Origin of the sequence: Palleronia pelagia (genome assembly GCF_900110115.1) — a bacterium.
In the GTDB taxonomy this organism is placed as follows: Bacteria; Pseudomonadota; Alphaproteobacteria; order Rhodobacterales; family Rhodobacteraceae; genus Palleronia; species Palleronia pelagia.
Genome location: NZ_FOCM01000003.1, coordinates 422,754 through 446,863 on the forward strand (window position 1 = coordinate 422,754; position 24,110 = coordinate 446,863).

Sequence of the window (24,110 nt, forward strand, 5' to 3'; positions counted from 1 at the left end):
GACTCAATCGTTCAGGGTGCTGCGGATGTTCTCGATCTCGGTCTCGTCCACCGCATCGGGATTGGCGTAGGCGTCTTCCTTCGACCAGTCGGCGATCAGGTTCGACACGGCCTGCAGGGCCACCAGAACCATCGACAGCAGGAGAAAGGGCTTGATGATGCCGGGAATGGGCGGATCCCAGGCGGTGCCGAAGGTCTCCATCCGCATGAAACGGGTCTCGGCGTCGTTGTAGCCGCCCCAGACCAGCGCGAAGACGAAGAAGCAGATCAGCAGGACCGACATGCTGTCGGACAGCTTGCGCATCCACCGCGGCATCCGGTCGTAGATCACGGGGATGCGGATGTGACAGCGCTGCTGCATGGCGTACTGACCCGACAGCAGGAACACGAAGGCCGCGATCCAGAGCGACAGCTCGTTCGCCCAGAGCGTCGGCGCCGAGAAGACGTAGCGCGACACCACCTCGTAGAACATCACCACGACGATCAGCGCGATCGAGATCATGGCGGCGCGGGACAGGATCAGCGACACGATGTCGAAGATGCCGTCGCTGGGCGGTTCGATGTCGCCCTTGAAATCGGACAGGTAGACCGACGCGAACAGGATCGCCCCGAAGATGCAGCCCAGCATCAGCTGGACCATCGGGCGTTCGGCCGGGCGGATCATCTCGTACATCGCGATGGCATCTGGATCGAGGATGCGCATGGCGACGAAGTAGACATAGAGCAGCAGCGACACGGCGATGAACGCGATCATGATGAGTTTGACCGGCCTGCGCAGGCTGCCGAGCCAGACGGATTTGCCTTCCATGGGGGCCCCCAGTCGGATCGTAGGTTAAAAAAGGCGGGCCCCTTGCGCGAAGGGGCCCGCCGCGGACCTTTGCGGCCTTCGGCCGGGCCTTATTCGCCCGAGATCAGGCCGAGGTCGGACAGGTAGGACTTGTGGCTTTCCAGAAGCGCGGCGGCCTCGGGCGAGCGGGTGCCCCAGTCGTCCCACGCAACCTGTGCGGCGCGGCGGAACTCGGCACGGTCTTCGGCCGACCAGTCATGCAGCGTGACGCCCTTTTCCTGCAGATCGGCGGCCGCTTCGGCGTTGGCCTTCTCGTTCGCCAGGGCGACCTGGAAGGACAGCTTCTGCCACGCGGTGTCGATGATGCGGCGGTGCTGTTCGCTCAGACCTTCCCAGACGGCCTGGTTGCAGGCGAGGTGGTCCGACGGCATCGAGTGGAAGCCGGGATAGGTCGCGTGGCTGACGATGTCGTAGAGACCGAGGCCCACGTTGTTGGCCAGGCCCGACGCGTCGGCGCCGTCGATGATGCCGGTTTCCAGCGCGGTGAAGATCTCGGTGAAGTCCATCACGATGGGCGAGGCGCCCAGTTCTTCGAAGATCTCGGTTTCCATGCCCGGGGGCGACCGGAACTTCCAGCCTTCCAGGTCCGCGAAGCCGGCGATCGGCGTCGACGAGGACAGCGATTCCTGGCCGTAGATCGACCAGCCGATCAGCTGCATGCCCTGCGCGTTGTAAAGCTCCTGCGCGGCTTCGTAGCCGTCACCGTAATACAGCCAGCTGTACTGCTGCCACGGGGTGTCGTAGCCGCCCATGATGTCGCCGACGAACTGGAACGCCGGGTTCTTGCCGGTCTGGTAGGCGCCGCCGGTGGCGTCGCAGTCCAGGATGCCGTTGATCGCCGCGTCGAAGGTTTCGACGGTGGCGACGACCGAGGACGAGTAGAACATCTCGATGGAGATGTCGCCGCCCGACATGGTTTCGACGTCGTCGATCCACTGGGCCAGAAGCTGGCCGGTGGGGTGTTCGGTCGCGTAGTGGGTCTGGATCCGCAGGGTCACTTCCTGCGCCATGGCCTGGCTGGCAAGCAGAGCGCCAGCGGCAGCCGTGACCATCAAGGTCTTGGTCTTCATTGATTTTCCCTCCCGAGCGGCTGTTGCGCCGCCTTTTTAGTATGAAACGTGGCTGACGCCGCGTCGCACGAAGATGGTATACCATCGCTGGAAACGCTAGCGAATGGTCTGTCGACAATCAATGGTTTTTGGTATACCAAATCTCGAAACCGTTATCGCTCCTTGTTCCGATGCGCGACAGCCCCTGTCGCCGCGTTGCGCAGCGGGGGCTTAGCAGGAAGCCGAATGTCCGAGCCGTCTTTGCCCGAACAGATCGCCAACGAGTTGAGGCGCGACATCCTGCGCGGCACGCTGGTACCGGGCGCGCCGCTGAAGGAACGCGACCGGGCGCTGGAAATGGGTGTCAGCCGCACCCCCATGCGCGAGGCGATCCGAATCCTCAGCCAGGAGGGGCTGGTGGTCCTGCGTCCCGCGCGCAGCCCGCTGGTCGCCGACCCGCCCCTGTCGGACATCATGGACCACGTGATCGTGCTGCGCGCGCTGGAAGAGCTGTCGGGCGAGCTGGCCTGCACCAACGCCACCGAAGAGGACCTGGACAAGCTGCGCGCGATCAACGCCAAGTTCGAGTCCGAATTCTATACCGCCGACCGTCTCGTGTCGTTCGAGACCGACATGTCGTTCCACATGGCCATCGCCCGCGCGTCGCATAACCACGCCCTGGCCGACACGCACAGGTCGTTCCTGGCGCGGCTGTGGCGGGCGCGGTTCCTGACCTCGACCCGCCGGCGCAACCGCCAGACGGTTCTGGAACAGCACGCCGCGCTTCTGGATGCGCTCTGCCGCCGGGACCGCGCGGCGCTGAAGACCGCGTTCGACGCGCACCTGGGACACCTGGCCGACGATATCCGCAAGGTCTTCGAAAAAGAGCAGACCTAGGCGCGACGGCCCCAACACCCGATCAACCGATTCAACAGGAAAGCCCCGAAAGGGCGGAAAGGACACGCGATGAAGCTGCTGAGATTTGGACCCAAGGGCGCCGAGAAGCCCGGACTGCTGGACGACGACGGCCAGGTGCGCGACCTGTCGGGCAAGGTGGACGAGCTTGCCGGCGACGGCGTGTCGCTGGACGCGCTGGAGAAGATCCGCGGCATCGACCCGTCCAGCCTGCCCGTGGTGTCCGACCCCGGCCGCATCGGCAGCCCGCTGGCCTGGGTGCCGAACTTCTTCTGCATCGGCCTGAACTATTCCAAGCACGCGGCCGAGACCGGCGCTGACGAGCCGAAAGAGCCGATCCTGTTCAACAAGACGAGCTCGGCCCTGTCGGGCCCGAACGACCCGGTGATCCAGCCGCGCAACTCGACCAAGCTGGACTGGGAAGTCGAGCTGGGCATCGTGATCGGCAAGCCCTGTCTCTACGTCTCGGAGGACGACGCGCTGGATTACGTGGCCGGTTACGCGACCATCAACGACGTGAGCGAGCGCGCCTTCCAGATCGAGCGTGGCGGCCAGTGGACCAAGGGCAAGTCCGCCCCGACCTTCGGCCCCGTCGGCCCCTACCTGGTCACCGCCGACGAGGTGGGCGACCCGCAGAAGCTGGCCGTGTCGCTCAGCGTCAACGGCAAGGTCATGCAGGATTCGAACACCTCGGACATGATCTTCACCGTCCGCCAGATCGTCAGCTACATGAGCCAGTTCATGGAACTGCGCCCCGGTGACATCATCGCCACCGGCACGCCCGAGGGCGTGGGCATGGGCCTGAACCCGCAGGTGTTCCTGAAGCCCGGCGACGTGATGGAAGTCACGATCGAGAAGCTGGGCGGCCAGCGCCAGGAAGTGGTCGCCGCCGACTGAAGGCTTCCCCCGGCCACTGTGCCGGGATGCGCGGAACACTGGATCGGCCCCCTTGCGGGGCCGATCTGCATTTCGGGGTGATCAACCAGGCACTTCGAACGTGATCCGGCTGATCGTGTCGCCCTGACCGAATACCGAGATCACCGTGTAGGTGCCGGAAATGCTCTCGTCGGTCAGGATGTTGCGGACATACTGCGCATAGTAGTCGGGGATCTGGACCGTTTGCGCACCGATCTGGGCCCGCATGGCGCGATCCGAGAAAATCGGGTCGCCCTCATCATTGCCGTGGCGGATGCCGAACCTGTGGTAGTTCGCACGGTCCTGAGCGATCAGCCCCGCGAAGCTCATGTGCCGCGCGCCGGTCGAAGTATAGCGGTCCTCGGGGCCGAGGTCGGCCACGTAGCGTGCGAGCAGCCTGTCCTGTGCCTGGGCTTGGAAGGAAAGCGCCAGCAGGGACGCCGCTACGGCTGGGAATAGTCGGACCGTCATCGAAAACACCTTGGTTATTGAATTCCGTGTTCCGACAGTCTGGCTTCGGGACGAAGGGCTTGGCAACCGTTCCTGAAAATGCGGGACACGTCGAAGTGGCCCAATCGCGCGAGGCACGGGGCCGACCCGACGGATAACCCGCCCATACGCATCAGGCTCGATGGCCCGCGCAGTGTCGGTCAGGTCCGCTCGACGCGGCCCCGGGCTGACGTTTCGAGATCGACCACGCTGCCGCCGCCGGACGCTTCGGCCAGGAAGCCGTCAACGGCGTCGCGCAGCGCCAGCCAGTCGGTGAACTCGCGCGGGCCGTCGCTCACGTCCACGTCCACGTTGTGCAACAGGACGTGCTGCACGATCTGGCGCTGGTAGTAGTCGTAGTTGTCGGACCGGATCGCCCCCGCGACCAGAAGCTCGCGATCCGGGGTGAAGCCCGTCCGCATCTTCATCTCGTCCAGGAAATCCTGCGCCTCGTCGCGCCCTTCCGGAAAGGCGGCCTTCAGGCTGACCGACAGCATCAGCGTCGGCACCGCTGCCAGATCCTCGAGGCTGGTGGCGACCAGCAACTCGAAATTCTTGGGGTGGCGGCGTTCGTGGACCGGTGCGGCCAGGATCACCCGGTCGGTGGTATTCAGGCGAAGCGGCGCGGTCTGCTGGCTGGCGTCGAACAGGCCGACGCTGCCCCCGGCGGCATGGACGCGCTCGGCCACCCGCTCGACGATGCGGCGGGTCTGCCCCTCGTAGCTTTCGAAGATGATGATGGTGCGCATTCTGCCCTCCGCGACGCGTGCCGGGGGCATCCGCCGCCCCGGTCGTCCGTGTCTCTAGGACGGTGCCGGGGCGGCTTCCTTGCGCCAGATCAATTCAGGCGCGATGTCACAGCAGGCCTTTGACCCGCTTCACGACGGCATCGACCGACAGGCCGTACTGGTCGTGCAGGGTGGGCAGGGCGCCGGCATCGAGCCATTCGTCGGGCAGTGCGACCTGCGCGAAGGCGGGGCGCAGGCCGCGCCGCATGAGCGTGCCGGCCACCGCCTCGCCCAGCCCGCCGTTGATCGAGTGGTTCTCGGCCGTGACGACCAGGCGCCCGGTCTTGCCGCAGGCCTCGGCGATGGTGTCCTCGTCCAGCGGCTTGATCGTCGGCACGTGCAGCACGCCGGCCTCGACCCCGTCCTTCTGCAGCCGCGCGGCGGCATCCAGGGCGCGCATGGTCATCAGCCCGGTCGACACGAACAGCACGTCGCCCCCGTCGCGGATCATCTGTGCCTTGCCCAGCTTGAACTGGTAGCCGTATTCGCCCAGCACGTCCGGCACCTGCCCGCGCAGAAGGCGCATGTAGACGGGGCCGGGGTGATCGGCGATGGCGCGGGTGGCCTGGTCGATCTCGGTCGCGTCGCAGGGATCCAGGACCGTGAGGCCCGGCATCCCGCGCATGATGGCGATGTCCTCGGTCGACTGGTGCGACGGCCCATAGCCCGTGGTCAGACCCGGCAGCGCGCAGCAGATCTTCACCGGCAGGTTGTCCTCGGCGATGGCCATGGCGATGAAATCGTAGGCCCGCCGCGCGGCGAACACGGCATAGGTGGTGGCGAAGGGGGTGAAGCCCTCCTTGGCCAGCCCTGCGGCGGCCGAGATCAGCACCTGTTCGGCCATGCCCATCTGGTAGAACTTGTCCGGGTGCGCCTTGGCGAAGACGTGCAGGTCGGTGTATTTCGACAGGTCCGCCGACAGCCCGACGATGTCGTCGCGGGTCTGGGCAAGCTCGGCGAGGGCGTGACCGAACGGCGCGGGCTTGGTCGCCCGGCCCTCGGCATCCAGCGACGCGATCATGGCCGAGGTGCGCGCGCCCCCCATGGGCGGGGCGCTGCGGGCGACGTTCTTGGGCGTGCGGCGGGAATTGGGACCGAGGCTCATGCGGGTTTTCCTTCGTCCAGAATGGCCAGGGCGCGGTCCCATTCATCCTCTTCCACGCGGACGAAATGGGTGATCTCGCGTTCCTCGAGGAACGGCACGCCCTTGCACATGGTCGTGCGGCAGATGACGACGCGGGGCTGCGGGCCGGGGTGGTGGCGCGCGGCGTCCAGCGCCGCGACAACGGCGTCGATGTCGTTGCCGTCGACCTCTTGCGCGAACCAGCCGAACGCCTCCCAGCGGGGCGCTTCGGGCATCTGCATCAGCGCGTCCGACGGTTTGCCGTCGGCCTGCTGGTCGTTCACGTCGACGATGGCGATCAGGTTGTCGAGCTTCCACTGCGTGGCGCTTTGGACCGCTTCCCAGGTCGAGCCCTCGCCCAGTTCACCGTCGCTGAGCAGGTTGTAGACGAAGGCCGGGTTGTCCTTGCGCTTGAGCCCCATCGCCATGCCGACGGCGATGCCGAGCCCGTGGCCCAGCGAGCCGCCCGTGATCTCCATGCCGGGGGTGTAGGACGCCATGCCCGACATGGGCAGGCGGCTGTCGTCGGTGCCGTAGGTCTCGAGCTCCTGCTCGGGCAGGATGCCGGCCTCGATCATCGCGGCATAAAGCGCGATGGCGTAGTGGCCGATGGACAGCAGGAAGCGGTCGCGCCCCTCCCATTCGGGGTCGTCGGGGCGATAGCTGAGCGCGTGGAAATAGCTGGCGGCCAGCACGTCGGCCACGCCGAGCGCCTGGCCGATATAGCCCTGGCCCTGCACCTGCCCCATGCGCACCGCGTTGCGGCGGATGGCCCAGGCGCGGCGCGCAAGGCTCACGTTGGATCTGTGATGATCGGGTGTCATGTCCGGCCCTCCCGTGCCGTTTTCAACCAGTCGAGCGTTTCGTCCGTGGGGCGCGGATCCTTGTATTCCGCGCCCAGAGGGGTCTGCCATCCGAGCTGGTCCAGCAGCCCGAAGATGTAGGGGTAATGCACTTCGCCATGGTCGGGCGTGCCGCGGTCGGGCACCGCGGCGAACTGCACATGGCCGATGATGGGCATGAGGTCCTGCAACTGGTGGGTCAGATCGCCGCCCATCATCTGCAGGTGATAGCAGTCGAACATCAGCTTCACCGTGTCGTCGCCCACCGCGTTGATGATGCGGGCGGCCTCGGTCGCGGTCTTCAGGAAATAGCCCGGCGCGTCGTAGCGGTTCAGCGGCTCGATCAGGATGCCGCGCCCGCCCGCGCGCGCGCAGGCGAATTGCAAGTTGTTGATGAAGGTCGCCTCGGCCTCCAGCCCCTCGGCGAAACCCGCCATGACGTGGACGTTCGCCGCGTCGATGGCCACGGCGTAGTCCAGCGCCTGCTCGATGGCCGCGCGCGCGTCGCCCTCGCGGCCGGGCAGGGCCGACAGGCCGTTCTCGCCCGCGTCGACATCCCCGCGCGAGGTGTTGAGCCCCAGGCAGGGCAGGCCCGTCTCGTCCAGCGCGGCCTTCACGTCGGCCGGGTCGTCATCGTAGGGCCAGTGCAGCTCGACCGCGTCGAAGCCCGCCGCCCCGGCCGCGCGGATGCGGTCGGGATAGGGGCGGTCCGCCCAGAGAAACCCGAGATTGGCCGAGAATTTCATCGCGCTGTCCTTTCGGTTGCGTTCCGTCGCTGGCCGCGTGGCCGCCTCACATCACCGCGCCGATCTGCCAGGGCACGAATTCGTGGTCGCCCAGGCCCTGCACCTCGGATTTCGTGCGCTCGCCCGAGGCGACCCGCAGCCACATCTCGTAGATCTCGCGGCCGACATCCTCGACCGAGCGCTCGCCCGACAGGATCGTGCCCGCGTTCACGTCCATGTCCTCGGTCATGCGGTTGAACATCTCGGAATTGGTGGCGACCTTCATGCTAGGCGAGGGCTTCGCGCCGAATGCCGATCCGCGCCCGGTGGTGAAGCACACGAGGTTGCAGCCCGACGCGATCTGGCCGGTCACGCTGGCCGGGTCGTAGCCGGGGCTGTCCATGAAGGTGAAGCCCTTGGCGGTCACCGGCTCGGCGTACTTGTAGACGCCGGTCAGCGGCGTGGTGCCGCCCTTGGCCGCCGCGCCCAACGACTTTTCCAGGATCGTGGTCAGACCGCCGCGCTTGTTGCCGGGGCTGGGGTTGTTGTCCATCGAGCCGTTGTTGCGGGCGGTGTAGTCCTCCCACCACTTGATGCGCTCGATCAGCTTCTCGCCCACGGTGCGGTCCACCGCACGGGCCGTCAGCAGGTGTTCGGCGCCGTAGATCTCGGGCGTCTCGGCCAGCACGCCGGTGCCGCCCTGCGCCACCAGCAGGTCGCAGGCATGGCCCACCGCGGGGTTGGCGGTGATGCCCGACCACGCGTCCGAGCCGCCGCATTGCAGCGCGACCATCAGATCCGAGACCGGGCATTCCTCGCGCTCGGCCGCGTTCACCACGGGCAGCATCGCCTCGATCTTCTTGATACCCAGCTCGACCGATTTGCGCAGTCCGCCCACGTCCTGGATGTTCATGTGCTGGAACAGCGGCCCGGGCGTCAGGCCATAGGCCTCCACCAGCCAGTCGATCTGCATCATCTCGCAGCCGAGACCGGCCATCAGCACGGCGCCCACGTTAGGGTTGCGGGCATAGCCCCACATCACGCGCTGCAACGCCTCGAACCCGTCGCCCGAGCCGGCCATGCCGCAGCCGGTCCCGTGGGCGAAGGCCACCACGCCGTCCACGTTGGGATAATCCGCGAGCCGTTCTTCGGTGAAGTGCTCGGCGATCTTGTGCGCCGCCGTCGCGGAACAGTTCACCGAGGTGATGACGGCGATGAAGTTGCGCGTGCCGACGCGGCCCGTGTCGCGGCGGTAGCCCATGAAGGTGTCCTGCCGCTCGGCGGGGGTGACCGGTTTCAGGTTGGTCGCGAACTCGTATTCGTGGTCGACCGACCGGAATTCCAGGTTGTGGCTGTGCACGTGGGCGCCGGCCGGGATGTCGTCCGAGGCATAGCCGATGATCTGCGCGTACTTGCGGACGGGGGCGCCCTTGGCGATGGGCTCGACCGCCATCTTGTGGCCGCGCGGGACCAGCGTGGTCGCGCCCTCCTGTCCGATTTCCAGCGGTTTGACGGCGGTGATGACATTGTCCTCGGGGGACAGACGGACGGTCAGCATGGATCTAATCCCATTTCACATCGAATTTGGTGACGACGGCCTGGACCTGATCGTCGGTCAGGGGGCGGGCATTCATCCCGCGCGTGAGCAGCGCGAGCTTCGCGGTCTCTTCCAGTTCCTCGATCGCGTTGCAGGCGGCCTGCGGGTCCTTGCCCGCGACCACCGGGCCGTGATGGGCCAGCATGACCGCGCTGCGCTTGCCCGCGAGACCGCGCACCGCGTCGCCCATGGCCGTGTCGCCGGGCAGGAACACCGGCAGCAGCTTGACCTTGCCCAGTTGCATGATCGCGTAGGGTGTCAGCGGCGGCAGGAAGTTGTCCTCGTCCGCGCCATCGAGCAGCGACAGCGCGACCGAGTGGGTGGAATGCAGGTGCACCACGGCGCCCGTGGTGCCGCGCGTATCGTAGAACGCGGTATGAAGCGGCATTTCCTTCGTGGGCCTGTCGCCCGCGACGTGATTGCCCTGATCGTCGAATTTCGACAGGCGCGCGGGGTCGAGCCGCCCGAAGCTGGATCCGGTGGGCGATACCAGCAGCCCGCCATCGGGCGTGCGGGCCGAGATGTTGCCGGTCGAGCCATGGGTCAGCCCCCGGTCGAACAGGGACTTGGCCAGAAGGCACAGGTCTTCGCGCAGGCGGGTCTCGTCGCTCATAGCTTCTCCAGCGCCTCGGAGAAGAAGCCTTCGCTGCCGAAATTGCCGGATTTTAGCGTGATGGCGATGTCGTGCCCGTCCGAGGTGGCGAAACACCACGGCACGCCCGGGGCGATCTCGGGGCCGATCTCCAGCCGCGCGACGCCGAGCGCCTGCGTCACGGCGCCCGAGGTCTCGCCGCCGGCCACGACGAAGCGGCGGGCGCCGCTTTCGCGGGCCGCGCGGGCGCATCGGGCCAGCGCCTGTTCCACGATCTCGCCCGCTTGCGCCGTGCCCAGCTTGTCCTGCGCGGCGCGGACCTCGTCCGGCTCGGCCGTGGCGTAGATCAGCGGCGCGTCGGCCAGGTCCTGCGCCACCAGCCAGTCGAGCGCGGCTTGCGGTCCGTCACTGTCCAGCGTCAGCGGGTCGAGCTTGAATTTCGGCCCGTCATAGGCCGCCACCTGCTTGCGCGTCATGGCCGAGCACGAGCCCGACAGGATCACCGCGCCCGCGTCCGGGGCGGTCGGCGCGGGTGCCTCGGCCTCATCGCCGATCAGGTCCGCCGCGCGGTAGAGGTCGGGCAGGGGCGCGGCCACGGCGCTACCGCCGGTCATCAGCCCGAAGTCGCGGCAGGCGGTTGCGATGGTGGTCAGGTCCTCGTCGGCGACGGCATCCACGATCACGTGGGGCGGCGCGTCGGCCAGTGCCGCGCGCAGCGCGTCGGCGCCGCGCGCCACGGTCAGACGGTCGACGAGGCCCACGTCCTGTTTCACCTGCGGCGCGAGCAGCCGCACCAGGTTGCTGTCGCGCATGGGCGTCAGCGGATGGTCCTTCATCGGGCTTTCGGCCAGCGGTTGTTGCCCGACGAAAAGATTGCCCATGAAGATCGACCGCCCGTTTTCGGGGAAGGCGGGGCAATAGACGGTCTGCGTGGCGCCGACCCGGTCCATCAGCGCCTCGGCCACGGGGCCAATATTGCCCTTGTCGGTGGAATCGAAGGTCGAGCAGTATTTCCAGAAGAACCGCTCGGCCCCCGCCTCTCGCAACCAGTCCAGCGCCGCGAGCGCCTGGGACACCGCGTCCTCTACCGGCGCGGTGCGGATCTTCAGCGCGATGACCTCGAACGCTGCCGCATCCTCGGGCGGGCCGTCCGGCACGCCGATGCGCAGGCTCACGCGCACGCCGGACCGGGCCAACAGCCCGGCCAGGTCGGTCGCGCCGGTGAAGTCGTCGGCGATGCAGCCGAGGACGGTCATGATTTCCCCGGCAGATCGAGCCCCGCGTTGCGGGCGTAGACCTTGACCAGTGCGGCGTCATCCTCGCGCCCCAGCCCGGAACCTTGGGCGGCCAGCCATTGCTGCAGGGCCGCCGCCGTCACCGGCGCGCCGAACTTGGCCGAATGCGCCACGTCCAGGCAGATGCCCAGGTCCTTGGGCCAGATGTCCACGGCCGAAAGCGGGGTGTAATCGCCCGCGACCACGTGGGGCACGCGGTTTTCCAGCACCCACGAGGTGCCCGCGCATTGCGGGATGATCTCGGCGAATTTCTCGGGGCTGACACCTTGCGTCATGCCGAAGGTCAGCGCCTCGGCCATGCCCGCCAGGTTGATGCCCACCAGCATCTGGTTGATCGCCTTCATGGCCGAGCCGGGGCCGGCCTCGTCGCCTAGCTCGTAGACCTGGCTTGCCATGGCGTCGAGGCAGGGGCGCGCTTTGTCGAACGCGTCGGGCGTGCCCGAGGCCAGCACCGACAGCTCGCCCTTGGCGCTGCGCTGCGGCCCGCCCGAGATCGGCGCGTCGAGGTAGAGGCAGCCGGCCTCGTGGCACTTCGCCTCCATCTCGCGGGCGAAGTCGGGGGCGACGGTGGCGCAGGACATGACGACCGTGCCGGGCTTCAGATGCGGCACGATCCCGTCGTCGCCGAACAGCACCGTCTCGGTCTGCGCGGCGTTGATGACGACGCTGATGACGACGTCGCAGTTGCCCGCGACATCGGCCATGGCGCCCTCGGCCCCGCCCTCCGAGACGAAGCGCGCCATGCTGTCGGGGTTGATGTCGAAGCCATGGACCGTGTGGCCCGCCCGCAGAAGCGACGAGGCCACGCCGTATCCCATGGAGCCCAGGCCGATGACGGCGGCGGTTTGGGTGGTCATATCGTGTCCTCCTCAGGCGGCGGGCTTGTCGTCTTCCAGGTAGTAGCGGACGTTGTCCTCGAAGCTGTCGTCGGCCTCGAGCCCCAGCGCCAGCGCCTTGTCGGCGTGGATGTCGAAGCGCCAGCCGGTGACGATGGACTGGATCGCCGGGTCGTCCTCGAACTTGATGAGCTTTGCGGGTTCCGGTCCCGCGACGGCGGTCATCGCGTCGATCATCTGGCGGATCGACCAGGTGCGGCCCGGCATCTGCATGACGTGGTTCTTGCCCATGTCGGCGCGTTCGACCTCGGCGATCTTCACCAGATTCTCAACGCATTGCCGCAGGCTGAGATAGTAGTGCAGGAAGTCGTCGCCCACGGGGCAGACGGCCTCGACCCCGTTCAGCGGTTCGCGGATGATCGACGACATGAAGGACGACGCCGCGCGGTTGGGCTTGCCGGGCCGGACCGAGATCGTGGGCAGCCGCACGCCGCGCCCGTCGATATAGCCCTTGCGCGAGAAGTCGTTCAGCAGCAGCTCGCCCGCCGCCTTCTGCGCGCCGTAGCTGGTCTGCGGGTTCAGGAAGGTCTGGCCGGTGATCGGGTCGTCGACCTCGCCGCCGTAGACGGCGATGGACGAGGTGAAGACGACGACCGGGTTGGTGCCCAGCTTGCGGCAGCGTTCGAACACATTCCAGACGCCGAAGAGGTTGATGTCGTAGCCGGCCTCGAACTCTTCCTCGGCATGGGCCGACACGACCGCGGCCAGCAGGTAGACCACGTCGGTGTCTTCGGTCAGGCAGGCCGCGATGCTGTCGGGGTCGGTGATGTTGCAGCTGGCATAATCGACCGCGACCTTGCCCGCGTCGATCTGGGGCGGATCGTTCACGTCGGCCAGGGTGATCTTGTCGATGCCCTTGCCGCGCATGGTGCCGCGCTGGGCGAGCTTGGCGCCGAGCCGGTTGCCGACAACGCCGCCGCCGCCGATGATCAGGATGTTCATGTGTCTCCTCCCTCGAAAATCTGGGGCACCAGGGCGCCCGTGTGTTGGATGACGCCGCCCGCCAGCCCCATGGCCGAGGCCGCAGCCGTTTCCAGGTCGGCGCCCGTGGCCAGCCCGGCCAGCAGCCCGGCGGCGAAGCTGTCGCCCGCCGCCGTGGTGTCGACGGGCGTGACGGGTTGCGGCGACAGCGTGCGCTCGCCCGTGGCCTTGGACCACAACGTGATGGGACCTTCGCCGTCCTTGACCACCACCATGGCCGAGCCGCCTTCGCGATAGCGGGCGATGGTGTCGGACGGGGTCGCGTCGCCGAAGAGCGACGTCTCCTCGTCGAAGGACGGCAGCACCAGGTCGGCCGCCGCAGCGCCGCGGGTCAGGCCCGCGCGCATGGCGTCCTCGCCCTCCCAAAGCCGGGGGCGCAGGTTGGTGTCGAAGCTGACCCGCGTGCCGGTCTCGCGCGCGCGATCCAGCGCCTGGCACAGGGCAGTGCGCCCGGTGGGCGGCAGGATCGCCAGGGTGATGCCCGACAGGTGGATCCAGTCACGGCCCGACAGAAGCGTTTCGATCCAGCCCATATCCTCGGTCATGCGCCGCGCGGCGGACTGGTCGCGCCAGTAGGAAAAGCTGCGCTCGCCGTTCTCGACCGAGATCATGTAAAGCCCGACGCTGCGCCCCTCGACCCGCCGGATGGCCCGGATATCGATGCCCGCGTCGCGCATGAAGGCCAGCATCTCGTCCGACACGGCGTCGTGGCCCACGCAGGTGCCGTAGGAGACGTTCCACTCCGGCGGCAGCAGGCGGCGCGCGTACCACGCGGTGTTGAACGTGTCGCCGGCAAAGCCGCGCCGATAGGTGTCGGGCCCGGTCTGGGCCAGTTCCACCATGCATTCCCCGATGCTGAGAACCGATCCGCTCATCGCGCGCTTGCCCCCGAAATCAGCGCCAGCGCCACCACCGCCAGCATGGACGCCGCCATGGCGTAGTTGATGCGGCGCTGGGCGCGCTCGCTCAGGTCCAGCCGGTGCAGCGTCGCCCCGGCGAAAAGCCACGCCAGGTGCAGCGGGATCCAGATCGCGTTGGTGATGATCAGCTTGGTCACGATCTCGAACCCATAGCTGTTGGGCGCGTAGGGAAACCCGGCAAACAGCGTCGTGTTCACGGCATAGGCCTTGGGATTGATGGTTTGCAGCAGGATCCCCGCGCCGATGCCGGGGGCCGTCGCCTTCTCGATGAAGGCGATGCGGCTGCCCGCTGTGGCGATGCGGAAGGCCAGGTAGCACAGGTAGGCGACCGAGGCGGCCATCAACACCGTCCGCACCACCGGCACCGACAGCACGATGGCCGCGACCCCGGTGATGACCGCCAGCGCCACCAGGTTCGTCCCGATGAACAGCCCCGTGACATAGCGAAACCCGGCGCGAAAGCCGTAGCCCGACCCGACGCCCGCGGTGGACAGCACGCCCGGTCCCGGCGTCACGATCAGGAAGAACACCGCCGCGGCGAATGTCAGCATGGGGCTGTCCCTGCGGCCTTGGTCGTCATCACGCGCCCTCGCCGCCCTTGTCTAGGCGGACCTACGGTTTTGGTATACCATTTACCAAATCGCAGCCGCCGGGCAGAGTCAACCAACTGCGCCGTGCGCAGGAGAGGGGGAGAAAAAAGATGCTGAGCGCCGAGCAGAAACGCTTCTACGACGAGAACGGCTACCTGATGGTCGAGGACGTGGTCACCGGCGATGCGCTGCGCCGGTTGCAGGCCGTCACGCACGACCTGATCGACGCCTCGCGCGGGGTGTCCGAGAGCGATGCAATCTACGACCTGGACCACGGCCATTCCGCCGAGATGCCCCGGCTGACCCGGATCAAGCTGCCGCACAAGGTCGATCCCTGTTACGACGAGATCCTGAAATCGTCCGCCGTGACCGAGGTGCTGCGCGACCTGCTGGGGCCGGACGTGACCCTGCTGACGGCCAAGCTGAACGCCAAGGCGCCGGGCGGCGGCGCGGCGGTGGAGTGGCACCAGGATTGGGCCTTCTATCCGCACACCAACGACACCCTGCTGGCCGTGGGGCTGATGCTGGACGACGTGGACATGGCCAACGGTCCGCTGCAGGTCATCCCCGGCAGCCACCGCGGACCGGTGCTGAGCCATCACGCCAACGGCTTCTTCTGCGGGGCGGTCGACCCCGAGGACCCGGATTTCCACCGTGACCGGGCGGTGACGCTGACCGGGCGGGCGGGCAGCATGACGGTGCATCACTGCCGCACCCTGCACGGCTCGGCGCCGAACCGGTCCGACCGGCCGCGGCTGGTGCTGTTCTACGAATGCGCCGCCGCCGATGCCTGGCCGATCCTGGGGGCCGCGTCCTATATCCACGAGCTGGGTCAACGGCGGTTCTGGGACGATCTGCAGGACCGCGTGGTCTGCGGTGCGCCCTGCCTCGAGCCGCGCCTGGCCGACGTCCCGGTGCGGATGCCGCTGCCGCCGGCGCGCGACAACACGTCGATCTTCAAGACCCAGGCGGCGGGCGGCGTGAAATCGGCCTTCGGCTGAGCGGGAATCTCGCCCCGCCAGATCCAGCCCGACCTTGGGCGCGGGTGGAGGGGGTGGCAAGTCGGGGATCCCTGCCGCGCCGATCGGGCCGACACATGTCCGCCGAGCATCCGCCGGGGCAGTGCTCGCGCGCGGTCTCGAACGTCTCGCACGACATTCGTGCGCCAATGGTGGCGTGCCCCGGAATTTTGGTATACCAAAAAATCAGATGCCGGGTCCGGTCCTGTCGCCGTGCCCGTCCGCAAGGGAGATTTCACATGGCCAATACCCGCGCCAACAAGCGGTTTCGTTCGCAGGAATGGTTCGACAACCCCAACAACCCGGGAATGACCGCGCTCTATCTCGAGCGCTACCAGAACCAGACCCACACCCGGGCCGAGCTGCAATCGGGCAAGCCGATCATCGGCATCGCCCAGACCGGCAGCGACCTGGCGCCGTGCAACAAGATCCACGTGTTCCTGATGGACCGGATCAAGGCAGGCATCCGTGACGCTGGCGGAATCCCGATGGAATTTCCCGTCCACCCCATCCAGGAAACCGGCAAGCGGCCCACCGCCGCACTGGACCGCAACCTGACCTACCTGGGGCTGGTCGAGGTGATGCACGGCTACCCGCTGGACGCCGTGGTGCTGACCACCGGCTGCGACAAGACCACGCCCGCCATGCTGATGGGCGCGGCGACCATGGACCTGCCCGCGATCACGCTGAACGGCGGCCCGATGCTGGATGGCTGGTTCAAGGGCAAGCGCGTCGGCTCGGGCGGGGTGATCTGGGAAGGCCGTCGCCTGCTGGCCGAGGGCAAGATCGACTACGACGAATTCATCGACCGGGCCTGCGCGTCGGCCCCGTCGCTGGGCCACTGCAACACCATGGGCACGGCCAGCACCATGAACGCCATGGCCGAGGCGCTGGGCATGTCGCTGACCGGCTGCTCGGCCATTCCCGCGCCCTTCCGCGAGCGGATGGAGATGGCCTACGAGACCGGCAAGCGCATCGTCGCCATGGCCTACGAGGACCTGAAGCCGTCGGATATCATGACCCGCGAGGCCTTCGAGAACGCGATCGTCGTGAACTCGGCCATCGGCGGGTCCACCAACGCGCCGCCGCACCTGCAGGCCGTCGCCCGTCACATGGGGGTCGAGCTGAACGTGAAGGACTGGCAGACGGTGGGCTACGACGTGCCGCTGATGGTCAACATGCAGCCCGCGGGCGCTTACCTGGGCGAATCGTTCCACCGCGCGGGCGGGGTCCCGGCGGTGATGGCCGAGCTGGCCAAGGCCGGCCGCATCCACGGCGGCTGCATGACCGTGACCGGCCGGACCATGGCCGAGAACATCGCCGACCGCGAAAGCTTCGATCACGAGGTCATCACCACCTTCGACGCGCCCATGCGCAAGAACGCGGGCTTCGTGGTGCTGTCGGGCAACCTGTTCGACTCGGCGCTGATGAAGACCAGCGTGATCTCGGACGATTTCCGCCGCCGCTATCTCGACACGCCGGGCAGCGAAGGGATCTACGAGGCGCGGGCGGTCGTGTTCGAGGGCCCCGAGGATTACCACGACCGGATCAACGACCCGTCGCTGGAGATCGACGACCTGACCATCCTTTTCATCCGCAACGTGGGCTGCGTGGGCTATCCCGGCTCGGCCGAGGTGGTGAACATGCAGCCGCCCGATCACATCCTGCGCGGCGGCAACACCCACCTGCCCACCGTGGGCGACGGGCGGCAATCGGGCACGTCCGAATCGCCCTCGATCCTCAACGCCTCGCCCGAGGCGGTGGTGGGTGGGGGCCTTGCCTTCCTGCGCACCGGCGACCGGGTGCGTCTGGACCTGAACGAGGCCACGCTGAACGCGCTGGTCACCGAGGAGGAGTGGAAAGAACGCCAGTCCGAATGGACGGCGCCCGATATGAAGCACCAGACCCCGTGGCAGGAGATCTACCGCACCCATGTGGGCCAGCTGGGCGACGGCGGCTGCCTGGAACTGGCCACCGCCTACCAGCGCATCGCGCGCGACCTGCCCCGCGACAACCATTGAAGGACACGACATGAGCCAGACCATCCTCATCACCGGCGCGTCCAGCGGCATCGGCCGCGTCACCGCGCGCCTGTTCCTCGACCAGGGCTGGAAAGTCGCCCTGGTCGGCCGCCGCAAATCCGCGCTGGAGGAAACCGCCGAGGGGCACGAGGACAGCGCGCTGATCCTGCCCACCGACGTGACCAGCGAGGACGCGGTCACGCAGAGCTTCGTCAAGGTGGCCGAGGAATGGGGCCGGCTGGACGTGCTGTTCAACAACGCGGGCATGAACGTGAAGGGCGGCACGCTGGACGAGATCAGCGTCGAGGATTTCCGCGCCCTGTCCGAGACCAACATCACCGGCATGTTCATCTGCGCCCGCGCGGCCTTCGGGCTGATGCGGCGGCAGGATCCCATGGGCGGGCGCATCATCAACAACGGGTCGATCTCGGCCCATGTCCCGCGCCCGGGCAGCGCGCCCTACACCATGTCGAAACACGCGGTGACGGGGCTGACGCGCACCGTGTCGCTGGACGGGCGGCCCTTCAACATCGCCTGCGGGCAGATCGATATCGGCAACGCGCTGACCGACATGGCCGAGGCGATGACCAAGGGCGTGCCGCAGGCCGACGGGTCCAACAAGGTCGAGGCGGTGATGGACGCGTCGAACGTGGCGTCGTCGGTCCTGCACATGGCGTCGCTGCCGGCCGAGGCCAACGTGCAGTTCATGACCGTGATGGCGACGACCATGCCCTATATCGGCCGCGGCTAGTCTTTCGGCACCGGGATCGGGCGCGCCTTGCGTTCGACCCGGTGCCTCCGGACCGGCAACCGCGACCAGGTATTTTTGGAAAGATGAAGCCGGGGACGGCGCGGGCCCGACGCGCGGCACGGGGCGGGCGCGTTCCGGACGATGACGCTCTGAAGCAAAGCGCGCCGTGGGAGGTCCACGGCGCGCTTTGTCGTCCGTGCCGACCGCCGCTCGATCAGCCGCGCAGCGTGCCGCCGGTGGCCTTTTCGACCTTCTGCACGATGGCCTTCGAGATCGCGTCGATCTGCGCGTCCTTCAGCGTCTCGCCCTGGGGCTGCAGCCGGACGGTGATGGCCAGCGATTTCTTGCCCTCGCCCAGCGCGCCGCCGATGAACTGGTCGAAGACGCGCACGTCCTCGATCAGCGCCTTCTCGGCGGACTGCGCCGCGTTGACCAGCGTCGCGGCCTCGACCCGTTCGTCCACCACGAAGGCGAAGTCGCGTTCCACCGCCTGCAGGTCCGACAGCGCCAGCGCGGGGCGGGCGGCATCCTGGTTGCGCGGCTGCGGGATCTCGTCGGGGAAGACCGTGAAGGCCACGGCGGGTGTCTTGATCCCCAGGGCCTTGAGCACGCGGGGGTGCAGCGCGCCGAAGACGGCCAGCGTCTTTTTCGGTCCGAGGCAGATGCGGCCGTGCTGGCCGGGATGCCACCAGCCGTCGGCCTCGCGCAGGATCTGGGTCTTGGCGGGCGCACCGAGCGCCGCGAGCACCGCCTCGACATCGGCCTTGGCGTCGAAGGGATCCACGGGGCGCGCGGCGCCGTGCACGTCCTTCGGCCCGGTGCGTCCGGTCAGAAGGCCCGCGACCTGCAACGCCTGCTCGCCCGGCTCGCCGCCGTGGAAGGCGGCGCCGACCTCGAACAGGGCCATGTCGGTCTGGCCGCGCTTGTGGTTGCGCGCGGCGGCCTGCAGCAGCCCGGGCAGGAGCGACGGGCGCAGGTGGCTCATCTCGGACGAGATCGGGTTCTCGAGCATGGTCGCGTCATCGCCGCCGCCGAACAGCGTCGCCGCCTCGCGGTCGATGAAGGAATAGCTGACCACCTCGTTAAAGCCCAGCGCGGCGCAGGTCCGGCGGGCGGCCTGTTCGCGTTTCTGCGCCGGGGTCAGGATCGGCGCGGGGACGCCGGGCCTGGCGCGGGGCATGGGCTGCGGACGGAGCGCGGTGAGCGAGGCCACGCGCGCGACCTCTTCCACCAGGTCGGCGGGGCCGCGGACGTCGCTGCGCCAGCTGGGCACATGCGCCTCGTCGCCGTCGAGCGTGAAGCCCAGCGCCGTCAACGTCTCGCGCTGGGTGTCCGGCGCGATCTCCATGCCCACGAGCGACTGCACGCGCGTCGTGTCCAGCGTGTAGCTGCGCGGCTCGAGCGGGGCGGCGCCGGCTTCGACGACCTCGGACGCCTCGCCGCCGCAAAGATCGAGGATCATCCGCGTGGCCAGTTCCAGCCCGGGGCGGGTGAAGGCGGGGTCGACGCCGCGCTCGAACCGGTAGCGGGCGTCGGAATTGATCTTCAGCGCGCGGCCCGTGCGGGCGATGGTGACGGGGTTCCAGAACGCGGATTCGAGGAACACGTCCGTGGTTTCGTCGGACACGCCCGAGGGCGCACCGCCCATGATGCCGGCGATGGATTCGACGCCCGTGTCGTCGGAGATCGCGATCATGCCGGGCTGGAAGGTGTAGTCCCGCTCGTCCAGCGCCTCGAGCGTCTCGCCGCCCTCGGCCAGGTGCACGCGCAGGTCGCCCGTGACCTTGGCCGCGTCGAAGACGTGCAGCGGGCGGTTCTGGTCGAAGGTGAAGAAGTTGGTGATGTCGACGAGCGCCGAGATCGGGCGCAGGCCGATCGCCTTCAGCCGGGCCTGCAGCCAGGCGGGGGAGGGGCCGTTCTTCACGCCGCGGATCAGGCGGCCGGTGAAATGCGGTGCGTGCTCGAGCGCGGCGTCGTCGATGGTGACGCCGACGGGGCAGGGGAAGCTGCCGGCGACGGTTTCCTCGGGCGCGGGCTTCAGCGTGCCGAGGCCGCGCGCGGCGAGGTCCCGGGCGATGCCGCGCACGCCCAGAGCGTCCTGCCGGTTGGGGGTGATCGCGATCTCGATCACCGGGTCGACCTTCTGCGGATCGTTGGCCGCCAGCCAGTCGGTGAAGCGCTGGCCGACCTCGCCCGACGGCAGCTCGATGATGCCGTCATGGGCGTCGCTGAGTTCCATCTCGCGCTCGGACGCCATCATGCCGTGGGATTCGACACCGCGGATCTTGCCGACCTGGATCGTGGTGTCGATGCCGGGGACGTAGGTGCCGGGCTTGGCCACGACCACGGTGATGCCAGCGCGCGCGTTCGGGGCGCCGCAGATGATCTGCTGCAGGCCCTCGTCGGTCCGCACCTGGCAGACCTGGAGGCGGTCCGCGTCGGGGTGCTTTTCGGCGGTCTCGACATAGCCCAGCGTGAAATCGGCAAGCCGCGCGGTCGGGTCGGTGACCTCTTCCACCTCGAGGCCGAGATCGGTCAGCGTCTCGGCGATCCGGTCCACCGTGGCGTCGGTGTTCAGGTGATCCTTGAGCCAGGAAAGCGTGAATTTCATCTTACGTCCCGCGTGCTGTCTGCTTGCCGCGCGGGATTAGCGTCTCTGCTCGGGAAAGAAAAGCGGCGCAGAGTGACGTTGCGTCGCCCGAAGATCGACACATTTATCCGGAATGACGACGACAGGGTGACCGGGGGCCTTGTCCACGCAGAAGCGTGTTGAGGAGGATGACATGAGTCTGAGAGGCCCAATCCTGATCGTATTCGCGGCGAGTCTCATCATGTCGCCGCTCGTCATCGGGAAATCGTCCAACCACAAGATCCGCCTCTCCACCGGGAAGGTGACCGACTGTTCCGCCTTCGGCGTCAACTCGGTCGGTGGTCGGTCCGGTTGTCCCGCGACGAGCTGGAACCGCTAGGCCCCCTGTGCTGCGCCGCCCAGCGCGACACGGCCAGGGCGGGCAACAGGATCACGGCCCAGCCGATCGCGTTCAGGATCGTCAGTTTCAGCTTCAGGTCGTCCGGGTAGCGGTCGCTGAGCCACAGGCCCGCGTGCCCCCCGATGACCAGGGCGGCGGTGACGACGACGAATAGGATCTTTGCCAGTTTCATCCACCGGATGTGGGGTGGCGACGTCGGCCCTGCCATGCGACCGGATTTCGCAAGGCCCCCGGGGGGCTCAGGGCTCGTTGTCTTCCCGGTCGGCCAGGTCCGACATGTCGCCAACCCGCAGCATCCGCACCTCGCGGATCACCTTCAGCGTGGGCTTGACCCCGAACAGGACCGAGCCGACCACGAACAGCCAGATCGCGAGCGTCTCGGTGGCCGTCCAGAAGAACAGGATCGAGCCTACGAGGAAAAACATCGCGGCGAGGAAATCGACGAAGGTATGCGCCAGCTCGAACCAGGCGTAGATGCGTTTCGTCCGCTCGCTTTGCTGGCGGGTCTCGTGTCGGAACAGGTCCGTGGGCCGCATCAAGCCCCGCCGCGCAGGGTGGGCACCTGCAACGCCGAGAAGCCGTAGTGGCGCAGCCAGCGCAGGTCGCTGTCGAAGAACGCGCGCAGGTCGGGGATGCCGTATTTCAGCATCGCCATGCGGTCGATCCCCATGCCGAAGGCGAAGCCCTGCCACTGGTCGGGGTCGACGCCGCCGGCCTGTAACACCTTGGGATGCACCATGCCCGAGCCCAGGACCTCGAGCCAGCCGTCGCCTTCGCCCACCTTCACGGTGCCGCCTTCGAAGCTGCACTGGATGTCGACCTCGGCCGACGGTTCGGTGAACGGGAAGTGCGACGCGCGGAAGCGGGTCTTCACGGTGCGGCCGAAATAGGCGGTGAAGAATTCCTCGAGCACCCATTTCAGGTTCGCCATGCTCAGGTCGCGGTCGATGGCGAGGCCTTCGATCTGGTGGAACATGGGGGTGTGCGTCTGGTCGTAGTCGGCGCGGTAGACGCGGCCGGGGCAGATGACGCGCAGGGGCGCGCCGTGCTTTTCCATGGACCGGATCTGCACCGGGCTGGTCTGGGTGCGCAGCACGTGGGCCGGGCGGTCGTCGCCTTCGGCCCGGTGCATGTAGAACGTGTCCTGCTCTTCCCGGGCCGGGTGATAGTCGGGGATGTTCAGCGCACCGAAGTTGTACCAGTCCGATTCCACCTGCGGGCCCTCGGCCATGGTGAAGCCCATGTCGCCGAAGATGGTGGTGCATTCCTCCCAGACTTGGCTGATCGGGTGGATCGAACCGCGGGCCGGTCCGCCGGCGCCGCCGCGGGCGGGCAGGGTGACGTCCAGCCATTCGCGCCTCAGCCGTTCCTCGAGCGCCGCGTCTTCCAGCGCGGCCTTCTTGGCGGCGATGGCCGACGTGATCTCGTCCTTCAGGGCGTTGAGGCGCGGGCCTTCGACCTGGCGTTCCTCGGGCGTCATCTTGCCCAGGGACCGCATGGCGAGGCTCACCTCGCCCTTCTTGCCGATGGCGTCCAGCCGCACCTGTTCCAGCGCGGCCTCTTCCGAGGCGTCGTTGATGCGGGCGAGGTATTTGTCGCGCAGGTCGGTCATGGGGGCATCCCGGGGCGTTTCAGGGTCGGTCCGGGTGCTACAGGCTGTCGCGGATGCGCGCAAGTCGTGGGCGCCGCAGGGGCCGGTCCTATGTTCCGCCCCACAGCAATCATGGAGGATACCGATGATGATGACCCGTCTGGCGCTTGGATGCGCCCTGCTTGCCAGCCCCGCGCTGGCCGAGGACGTGACCTACGAGGTCGATGGCGAAAGCTTCACCGGGTACATGGCCAAGGCCGAGAACCCGCAGGGCACGGTGCTGATCGTGCACGACTGGGACGGCATGACCGATTACGAACGGCAGCGCGCCGACATGCTGGCCGGCATGGGGTACGACGCCTTCGCGCTGGACATGTTCGGCGACGAGACCCCGACCGAGACGGTGGATCACCGCCGCGCGGCCACCGGTGCGCTGTACGAGGACCGCGAGCGGATGCGGACGCTGATCGAGGCGGGGCTGGAGCAGGCCCGCGCGAACGGCTCGGACACGCCGCTGGTCGTGATCGGCTACTGCTTCGGCGGCGCCGTGACGCTGGAAATGGCGCGGTCCGACATGGCCGACGAAGCGGTGGGCTATGCCACCTTCCACGGCGGGCTGGGCACGCCCGAAGGGCAGAGCTGGGACGGGGACGAGCCGCCGATCCTCGTGGCGCACGGCGCGGCCGACACCTCGATCACCATGGACGACGTGGCAGAGTTCACCAACACGCTGAACGAGGCAGGCAACACCTTCACGGTCGAGGTCTATTCCGGCGCGCCCCACGCCTTCACCGTCATCGGCTCGGACCGCTACCAGGAACGCGCGGACACCGAGAGCTGGGAAGCCTTCAGCGACTTCCTGGGCGACGTGGCGAGCTGACCGGCAGCCCACGTGTTGCGAGGGGCCGCTGTGCAGGTGGCCCCTCGATCCTTTTTCGCGGAACGACCCCCGCGCCTGCATGTGACAAGCGGATCCCGAGCGGCTAGGCTTCGGTATCCGGCGGCGACGTCGCGCAGTGGCGCGACCTGGCCGCCGAGACGGATCGGTGCCGCATCCCATTCAGTTTCTTTGCCGGGATGCCGCCTCGGACCGCAGTGCCGGCTAGTCACGCTCGGACGTCGATGCGGGCGGGTCACGCAGTGTGCGTTTTTGCGGGTCTGATGCGCCGAAATCC

The 24,110-nt window shown here is 67.8% G+C and carries 24 protein-coding genes; 6 read left to right on the top strand and 18 right to left on the bottom strand.

Translation table 11 applies throughout. The features are described from left to right. Positions 1 to 3: 3 nt before the first annotated feature. Together BMX96_RS09130 and BMX96_RS09135 are read right to left on the bottom strand one after the other, a co-directional pair. Positions 4 to 807: a TRAP transporter small permease subunit gene (locus BMX96_RS09130; protein ID WP_091845195.1), complete on the bottom strand. Its 804-nt coding sequence runs from the start codon at positions 805 to 807 to the stop codon at positions 4 to 6. An 89-nt stretch (positions 808 to 896) separates the two neighbouring features. Then, entirely contained in the window at positions 897 to 1,916 is a 1,020-nt protein-coding gene (locus tag BMX96_RS09135; RefSeq protein ID WP_091845196.1) for a TRAP transporter substrate-binding protein, read from the bottom strand. A gap of 225 nt (positions 1,917 to 2,141) precedes the next feature. On the opposite strand from BMX96_RS09135, the gene BMX96_RS09140 reads away from it, so the two are divergent. Together BMX96_RS09140 and BMX96_RS09145 are read left to right on the top strand one after the other, a co-directional pair. Next, entirely contained in the window at positions 2,142 to 2,792 is a 651-nt protein-coding gene (locus BMX96_RS09140) for a GntR family transcriptional regulator (protein WP_091845197.1), read from the top strand. A 69-nt stretch (positions 2,793 to 2,861) separates the two neighbouring features. Then, positions 2,862 to 3,707, top strand: coding sequence for a fumarylacetoacetate hydrolase family protein (locus tag BMX96_RS09145; RefSeq protein WP_091845198.1), 846 nt, complete (start codon positions 2,862 to 2,864; stop codon positions 3,705 to 3,707). 81 nt (positions 3,708 to 3,788) lie between these two features. On the opposite strand, the gene BMX96_RS09150 is transcribed toward BMX96_RS09145, so the two are convergent. From BMX96_RS09150 to BMX96_RS09205, 12 genes are all read right to left on the bottom strand, one after another. Continuing rightward, on the bottom strand, positions 3,789 to 4,196 hold the full coding sequence (locus tag BMX96_RS09150; RefSeq protein ID WP_091845199.1) for a hypothetical protein: 408 nt from the start codon (positions 4,194 to 4,196) through the stop codon (positions 3,789 to 3,791). 179 nt (positions 4,197 to 4,375) lie between these two features. Continuing rightward, the gene (locus BMX96_RS09155) at positions 4,376 to 4,963 is read right to left on the bottom strand and encodes a flavodoxin domain-containing protein (protein WP_091845200.1); all 588 of its coding nucleotides are present in this window, start codon (positions 4,961 to 4,963) and stop codon (positions 4,376 to 4,378) included. 106 nt (positions 4,964 to 5,069) lie between these two features. Next, positions 5,070 to 6,107 (bottom strand): transketolase family protein, encoded by a 1,038-nt coding sequence (locus tag BMX96_RS09160; protein WP_091845201.1) that lies wholly within the window; start codon positions 6,105 to 6,107, stop codon positions 5,070 to 5,072. Next, the gene (locus BMX96_RS09165; RefSeq protein ID WP_091845202.1) at positions 6,104 to 6,949 is read right to left on the bottom strand and encodes a transketolase; all 846 of its coding nucleotides are present in this window, start codon (positions 6,947 to 6,949) and stop codon (positions 6,104 to 6,106) included. The genes BMX96_RS09160 and BMX96_RS09165 overlap by 4 nt, the downstream gene beginning before the upstream one ends. Further along, positions 6,946 to 7,713: a hydroxypyruvate isomerase family protein gene (locus BMX96_RS09170; protein ID WP_091845203.1), complete on the bottom strand. Its 768-nt coding sequence runs from the start codon at positions 7,711 to 7,713 to the stop codon at positions 6,946 to 6,948. The genes BMX96_RS09165 and BMX96_RS09170 overlap by 4 nt, the downstream gene beginning before the upstream one ends. Positions 7,714 to 7,759: 46 nt before the next feature. Next, positions 7,760 to 9,250, bottom strand: a complete 1,491-nt coding sequence (locus BMX96_RS09175) for a UxaA family hydrolase (RefSeq protein WP_091845204.1) — start codon at positions 9,248 to 9,250, stop codon at positions 7,760 to 7,762. 4 nt (positions 9,251 to 9,254) lie between these two features. Continuing rightward, positions 9,255 to 9,902 (bottom strand): 3-oxo-tetronate 4-phosphate decarboxylase, encoded by a 648-nt coding sequence (otnC, locus tag BMX96_RS09180; protein WP_091845205.1) that lies wholly within the window; start codon positions 9,900 to 9,902, stop codon positions 9,255 to 9,257. After that, positions 9,899 to 11,140: a 3-oxo-tetronate kinase gene (gene otnK, locus BMX96_RS09185; protein WP_091845206.1), complete on the bottom strand. Its 1,242-nt coding sequence runs from the start codon at positions 11,138 to 11,140 to the stop codon at positions 9,899 to 9,901. Before otnK ends, otnC begins: the two co-directional genes overlap by 4 nt. After that, the gene (gene ltnD / locus BMX96_RS09190; RefSeq protein ID WP_091845207.1) at positions 11,134 to 12,033 is read right to left on the bottom strand and encodes an L-threonate dehydrogenase; all 900 of its coding nucleotides are present in this window, start codon (positions 12,031 to 12,033) and stop codon (positions 11,134 to 11,136) included. The genes otnK and ltnD overlap by 7 nt, the downstream gene beginning before the upstream one ends. 12 nt (positions 12,034 to 12,045) lie before the next feature. Beyond that, a complete protein-coding gene (gene denD / locus BMX96_RS09195) occupies positions 12,046 to 13,014 on the bottom strand; it encodes a D-erythronate dehydrogenase (RefSeq protein ID WP_091845208.1) in 969 nt (322 codons plus the stop codon). Beyond that, positions 13,011 to 13,928: a sugar kinase gene (locus BMX96_RS09200; protein WP_091845209.1), complete on the bottom strand. Its 918-nt coding sequence runs from the start codon at positions 13,926 to 13,928 to the stop codon at positions 13,011 to 13,013. The genes denD and BMX96_RS09200 overlap by 4 nt, the downstream gene beginning before the upstream one ends. Further along, positions 13,925 to 14,524 (bottom strand): LysE family translocator, encoded by a 600-nt coding sequence (locus BMX96_RS09205; protein WP_091845210.1) that lies wholly within the window; start codon positions 14,522 to 14,524, stop codon positions 13,925 to 13,927. Before BMX96_RS09205 ends, BMX96_RS09200 begins: the two co-directional genes overlap by 4 nt. Before the next feature lie 149 nt (positions 14,525 to 14,673). Between BMX96_RS09205 and BMX96_RS09210 the strand changes: the two genes are divergently transcribed. The 3 genes from BMX96_RS09210 (at position 14,674) to BMX96_RS09220 (ending at position 18,354) form a co-directional block, all read left to right on the top strand. Beyond that, positions 14,674 to 15,564 carry a phytanoyl-CoA dioxygenase family protein gene (locus BMX96_RS09210; protein ID WP_091845211.1) on the top strand — a complete coding sequence of 297 codons (891 nt, stop codon included), beginning with the start codon at positions 14,674 to 14,676 and terminating at the stop codon, positions 15,562 to 15,564. Between the two features lie 257 nt (positions 15,565 to 15,821). After that, positions 15,822 to 17,603 (top strand): IlvD/Edd family dehydratase, encoded by a 1,782-nt coding sequence (locus BMX96_RS09215; RefSeq protein ID WP_091845212.1) that lies wholly within the window; start codon positions 15,822 to 15,824, stop codon positions 17,601 to 17,603. Between the two features lie 10 nt (positions 17,604 to 17,613). Continuing rightward, positions 17,614 to 18,354 carry an SDR family oxidoreductase gene (locus tag BMX96_RS09220; RefSeq protein ID WP_073127418.1) on the top strand — a complete coding sequence of 247 codons (741 nt, stop codon included), beginning with the start codon at positions 17,614 to 17,616 and terminating at the stop codon, positions 18,352 to 18,354. A 214-nt stretch (positions 18,355 to 18,568) separates the two neighbouring features. Here BMX96_RS09220 and pheT read toward each other — a convergent pair whose 3' ends face one another. The 4 genes from pheT to pheS form a co-directional block, all read right to left on the bottom strand. Then, the gene (gene pheT / locus BMX96_RS09225; RefSeq protein WP_091845213.1) at positions 18,569 to 20,965 is read right to left on the bottom strand and encodes a phenylalanine--tRNA ligase subunit beta; all 2,397 of its coding nucleotides are present in this window, start codon (positions 20,963 to 20,965) and stop codon (positions 18,569 to 18,571) included. Positions 20,966 to 21,270: 305 nt separating this feature from the next. After that, positions 21,271 to 21,516, bottom strand: a complete 246-nt coding sequence (locus BMX96_RS09235) for a hypothetical protein (protein ID WP_091845215.1) — start codon at positions 21,514 to 21,516, stop codon at positions 21,271 to 21,273. 67 nt (positions 21,517 to 21,583) lie between these two features. Further along, the gene (locus BMX96_RS09240; protein WP_091845216.1) at positions 21,584 to 21,880 is read right to left on the bottom strand and encodes a YrhK family protein; all 297 of its coding nucleotides are present in this window, start codon (positions 21,878 to 21,880) and stop codon (positions 21,584 to 21,586) included. Further along, positions 21,880 to 22,956 carry a phenylalanine--tRNA ligase subunit alpha gene (pheS, locus tag BMX96_RS09245; RefSeq protein WP_091845217.1) on the bottom strand — a complete coding sequence of 359 codons (1,077 nt, stop codon included), beginning with the start codon at positions 22,954 to 22,956 and terminating at the stop codon, positions 21,880 to 21,882. Before pheS ends, BMX96_RS09240 begins: the two co-directional genes overlap by 1 nt. A gap of 124 nt (positions 22,957 to 23,080) precedes the next feature. Between pheS and BMX96_RS09250 the strand changes: the two genes are divergently transcribed. Continuing rightward, the gene (locus BMX96_RS09250; protein WP_236737015.1) at positions 23,081 to 23,815 is read left to right on the top strand and encodes a dienelactone hydrolase family protein; all 735 of its coding nucleotides are present in this window, start codon (positions 23,081 to 23,083) and stop codon (positions 23,813 to 23,815) included. Positions 23,816 to 24,110: the final 295 nt, after the last annotated feature.

Bases quoted from the DNA above. Each gene is read 5' to 3' on its own strand.
- BMX96_RS09130 (WP_091845195.1), bottom strand. From the start codon at position 807: ATGGAAGGCAAATCCGTCTGGCTCGGCAGCCTGCGCAGGCCGGTCAAA.
- BMX96_RS09135 (WP_091845196.1), bottom strand. From the start codon at position 1,916: ATGAAGACCAAGACCTTGATGGTCACGGCTGCCGCTGGCGCTCTGCTT.
- BMX96_RS09140 (WP_091845197.1), top strand. From the start codon at position 2,142: ATGTCCGAGCCGTCTTTGCCCGAACAGATCGCCAACGAGTTGAGGCGC.
- BMX96_RS09145 (WP_091845198.1), top strand. From the start codon at position 2,862: ATGAAGCTGCTGAGATTTGGACCCAAGGGCGCCGAGAAGCCCGGACTG.
- BMX96_RS09150 (WP_091845199.1), bottom strand. From the start codon at position 4,196: ATGACGGTCCGACTATTCCCAGCCGTAGCGGCGTCCCTGCTGGCGCTT.
- BMX96_RS09155 (WP_091845200.1), bottom strand. From the start codon at position 4,963: ATGCGCACCATCATCATCTTCGAAAGCTACGAGGGGCAGACCCGCCGC.
- BMX96_RS09160 (WP_091845201.1), bottom strand. From the start codon at position 6,107: ATGAGCCTCGGTCCCAATTCCCGCCGCACGCCCAAGAACGTCGCCCGC.
- BMX96_RS09165 (WP_091845202.1), bottom strand. From the start codon at position 6,949: ATGACACCCGATCATCACAGATCCAACGTGAGCCTTGCGCGCCGCGCC.
- BMX96_RS09170 (WP_091845203.1), bottom strand. From the start codon at position 7,713: ATGAAATTCTCGGCCAATCTCGGGTTTCTCTGGGCGGACCGCCCCTAT.
- BMX96_RS09175 (WP_091845204.1), bottom strand. From the start codon at position 9,250: ATGCTGACCGTCCGTCTGTCCCCCGAGGACAATGTCATCACCGCCGTC.
- otnC (WP_091845205.1), bottom strand. From the start codon at position 9,902: ATGAGCGACGAGACCCGCCTGCGCGAAGACCTGTGCCTTCTGGCCAAG.
- ltnD (WP_091845207.1), bottom strand. From the start codon at position 12,033: ATGACCACCCAAACCGCCGCCGTCATCGGCCTGGGCTCCATGGGATAC.
- denD (WP_091845208.1), bottom strand. From the start codon at position 13,014: ATGAACATCCTGATCATCGGCGGCGGCGGCGTTGTCGGCAACCGGCTC.
- BMX96_RS09200 (WP_091845209.1), bottom strand. From the start codon at position 13,928: ATGAGCGGATCGGTTCTCAGCATCGGGGAATGCATGGTGGAACTGGCC.
- BMX96_RS09205 (WP_091845210.1), bottom strand. From the start codon at position 14,524: ATGCTGACATTCGCCGCGGCGGTGTTCTTCCTGATCGTGACGCCGGGA.
- BMX96_RS09210 (WP_091845211.1), top strand. From the start codon at position 14,674: ATGCTGAGCGCCGAGCAGAAACGCTTCTACGACGAGAACGGCTACCTG.
- BMX96_RS09215 (WP_091845212.1), top strand. From the start codon at position 15,822: ATGGCCAATACCCGCGCCAACAAGCGGTTTCGTTCGCAGGAATGGTTC.
- BMX96_RS09220 (WP_073127418.1), top strand. From the start codon at position 17,614: ATGAGCCAGACCATCCTCATCACCGGCGCGTCCAGCGGCATCGGCCGC.
- pheT (WP_091845213.1), bottom strand. From the start codon at position 20,965: ATGAAATTCACGCTTTCCTGGCTCAAGGATCACCTGAACACCGACGCC.
- BMX96_RS09235 (WP_091845215.1), bottom strand. From the start codon at position 21,516: ATGAAACTGGCAAAGATCCTATTCGTCGTCGTCACCGCCGCCCTGGTC.
- BMX96_RS09240 (WP_091845216.1), bottom strand. From the start codon at position 21,880: ATGCGGCCCACGGACCTGTTCCGACACGAGACCCGCCAGCAAAGCGAG.
- pheS (WP_091845217.1), bottom strand. From the start codon at position 22,956: ATGACCGACCTGCGCGACAAATACCTCGCCCGCATCAACGACGCCTCG.
- BMX96_RS09250 (WP_236737015.1), top strand. From the start codon at position 23,081: ATGATGATGACCCGTCTGGCGCTTGGATGCGCCCTGCTTGCCAGCCCC.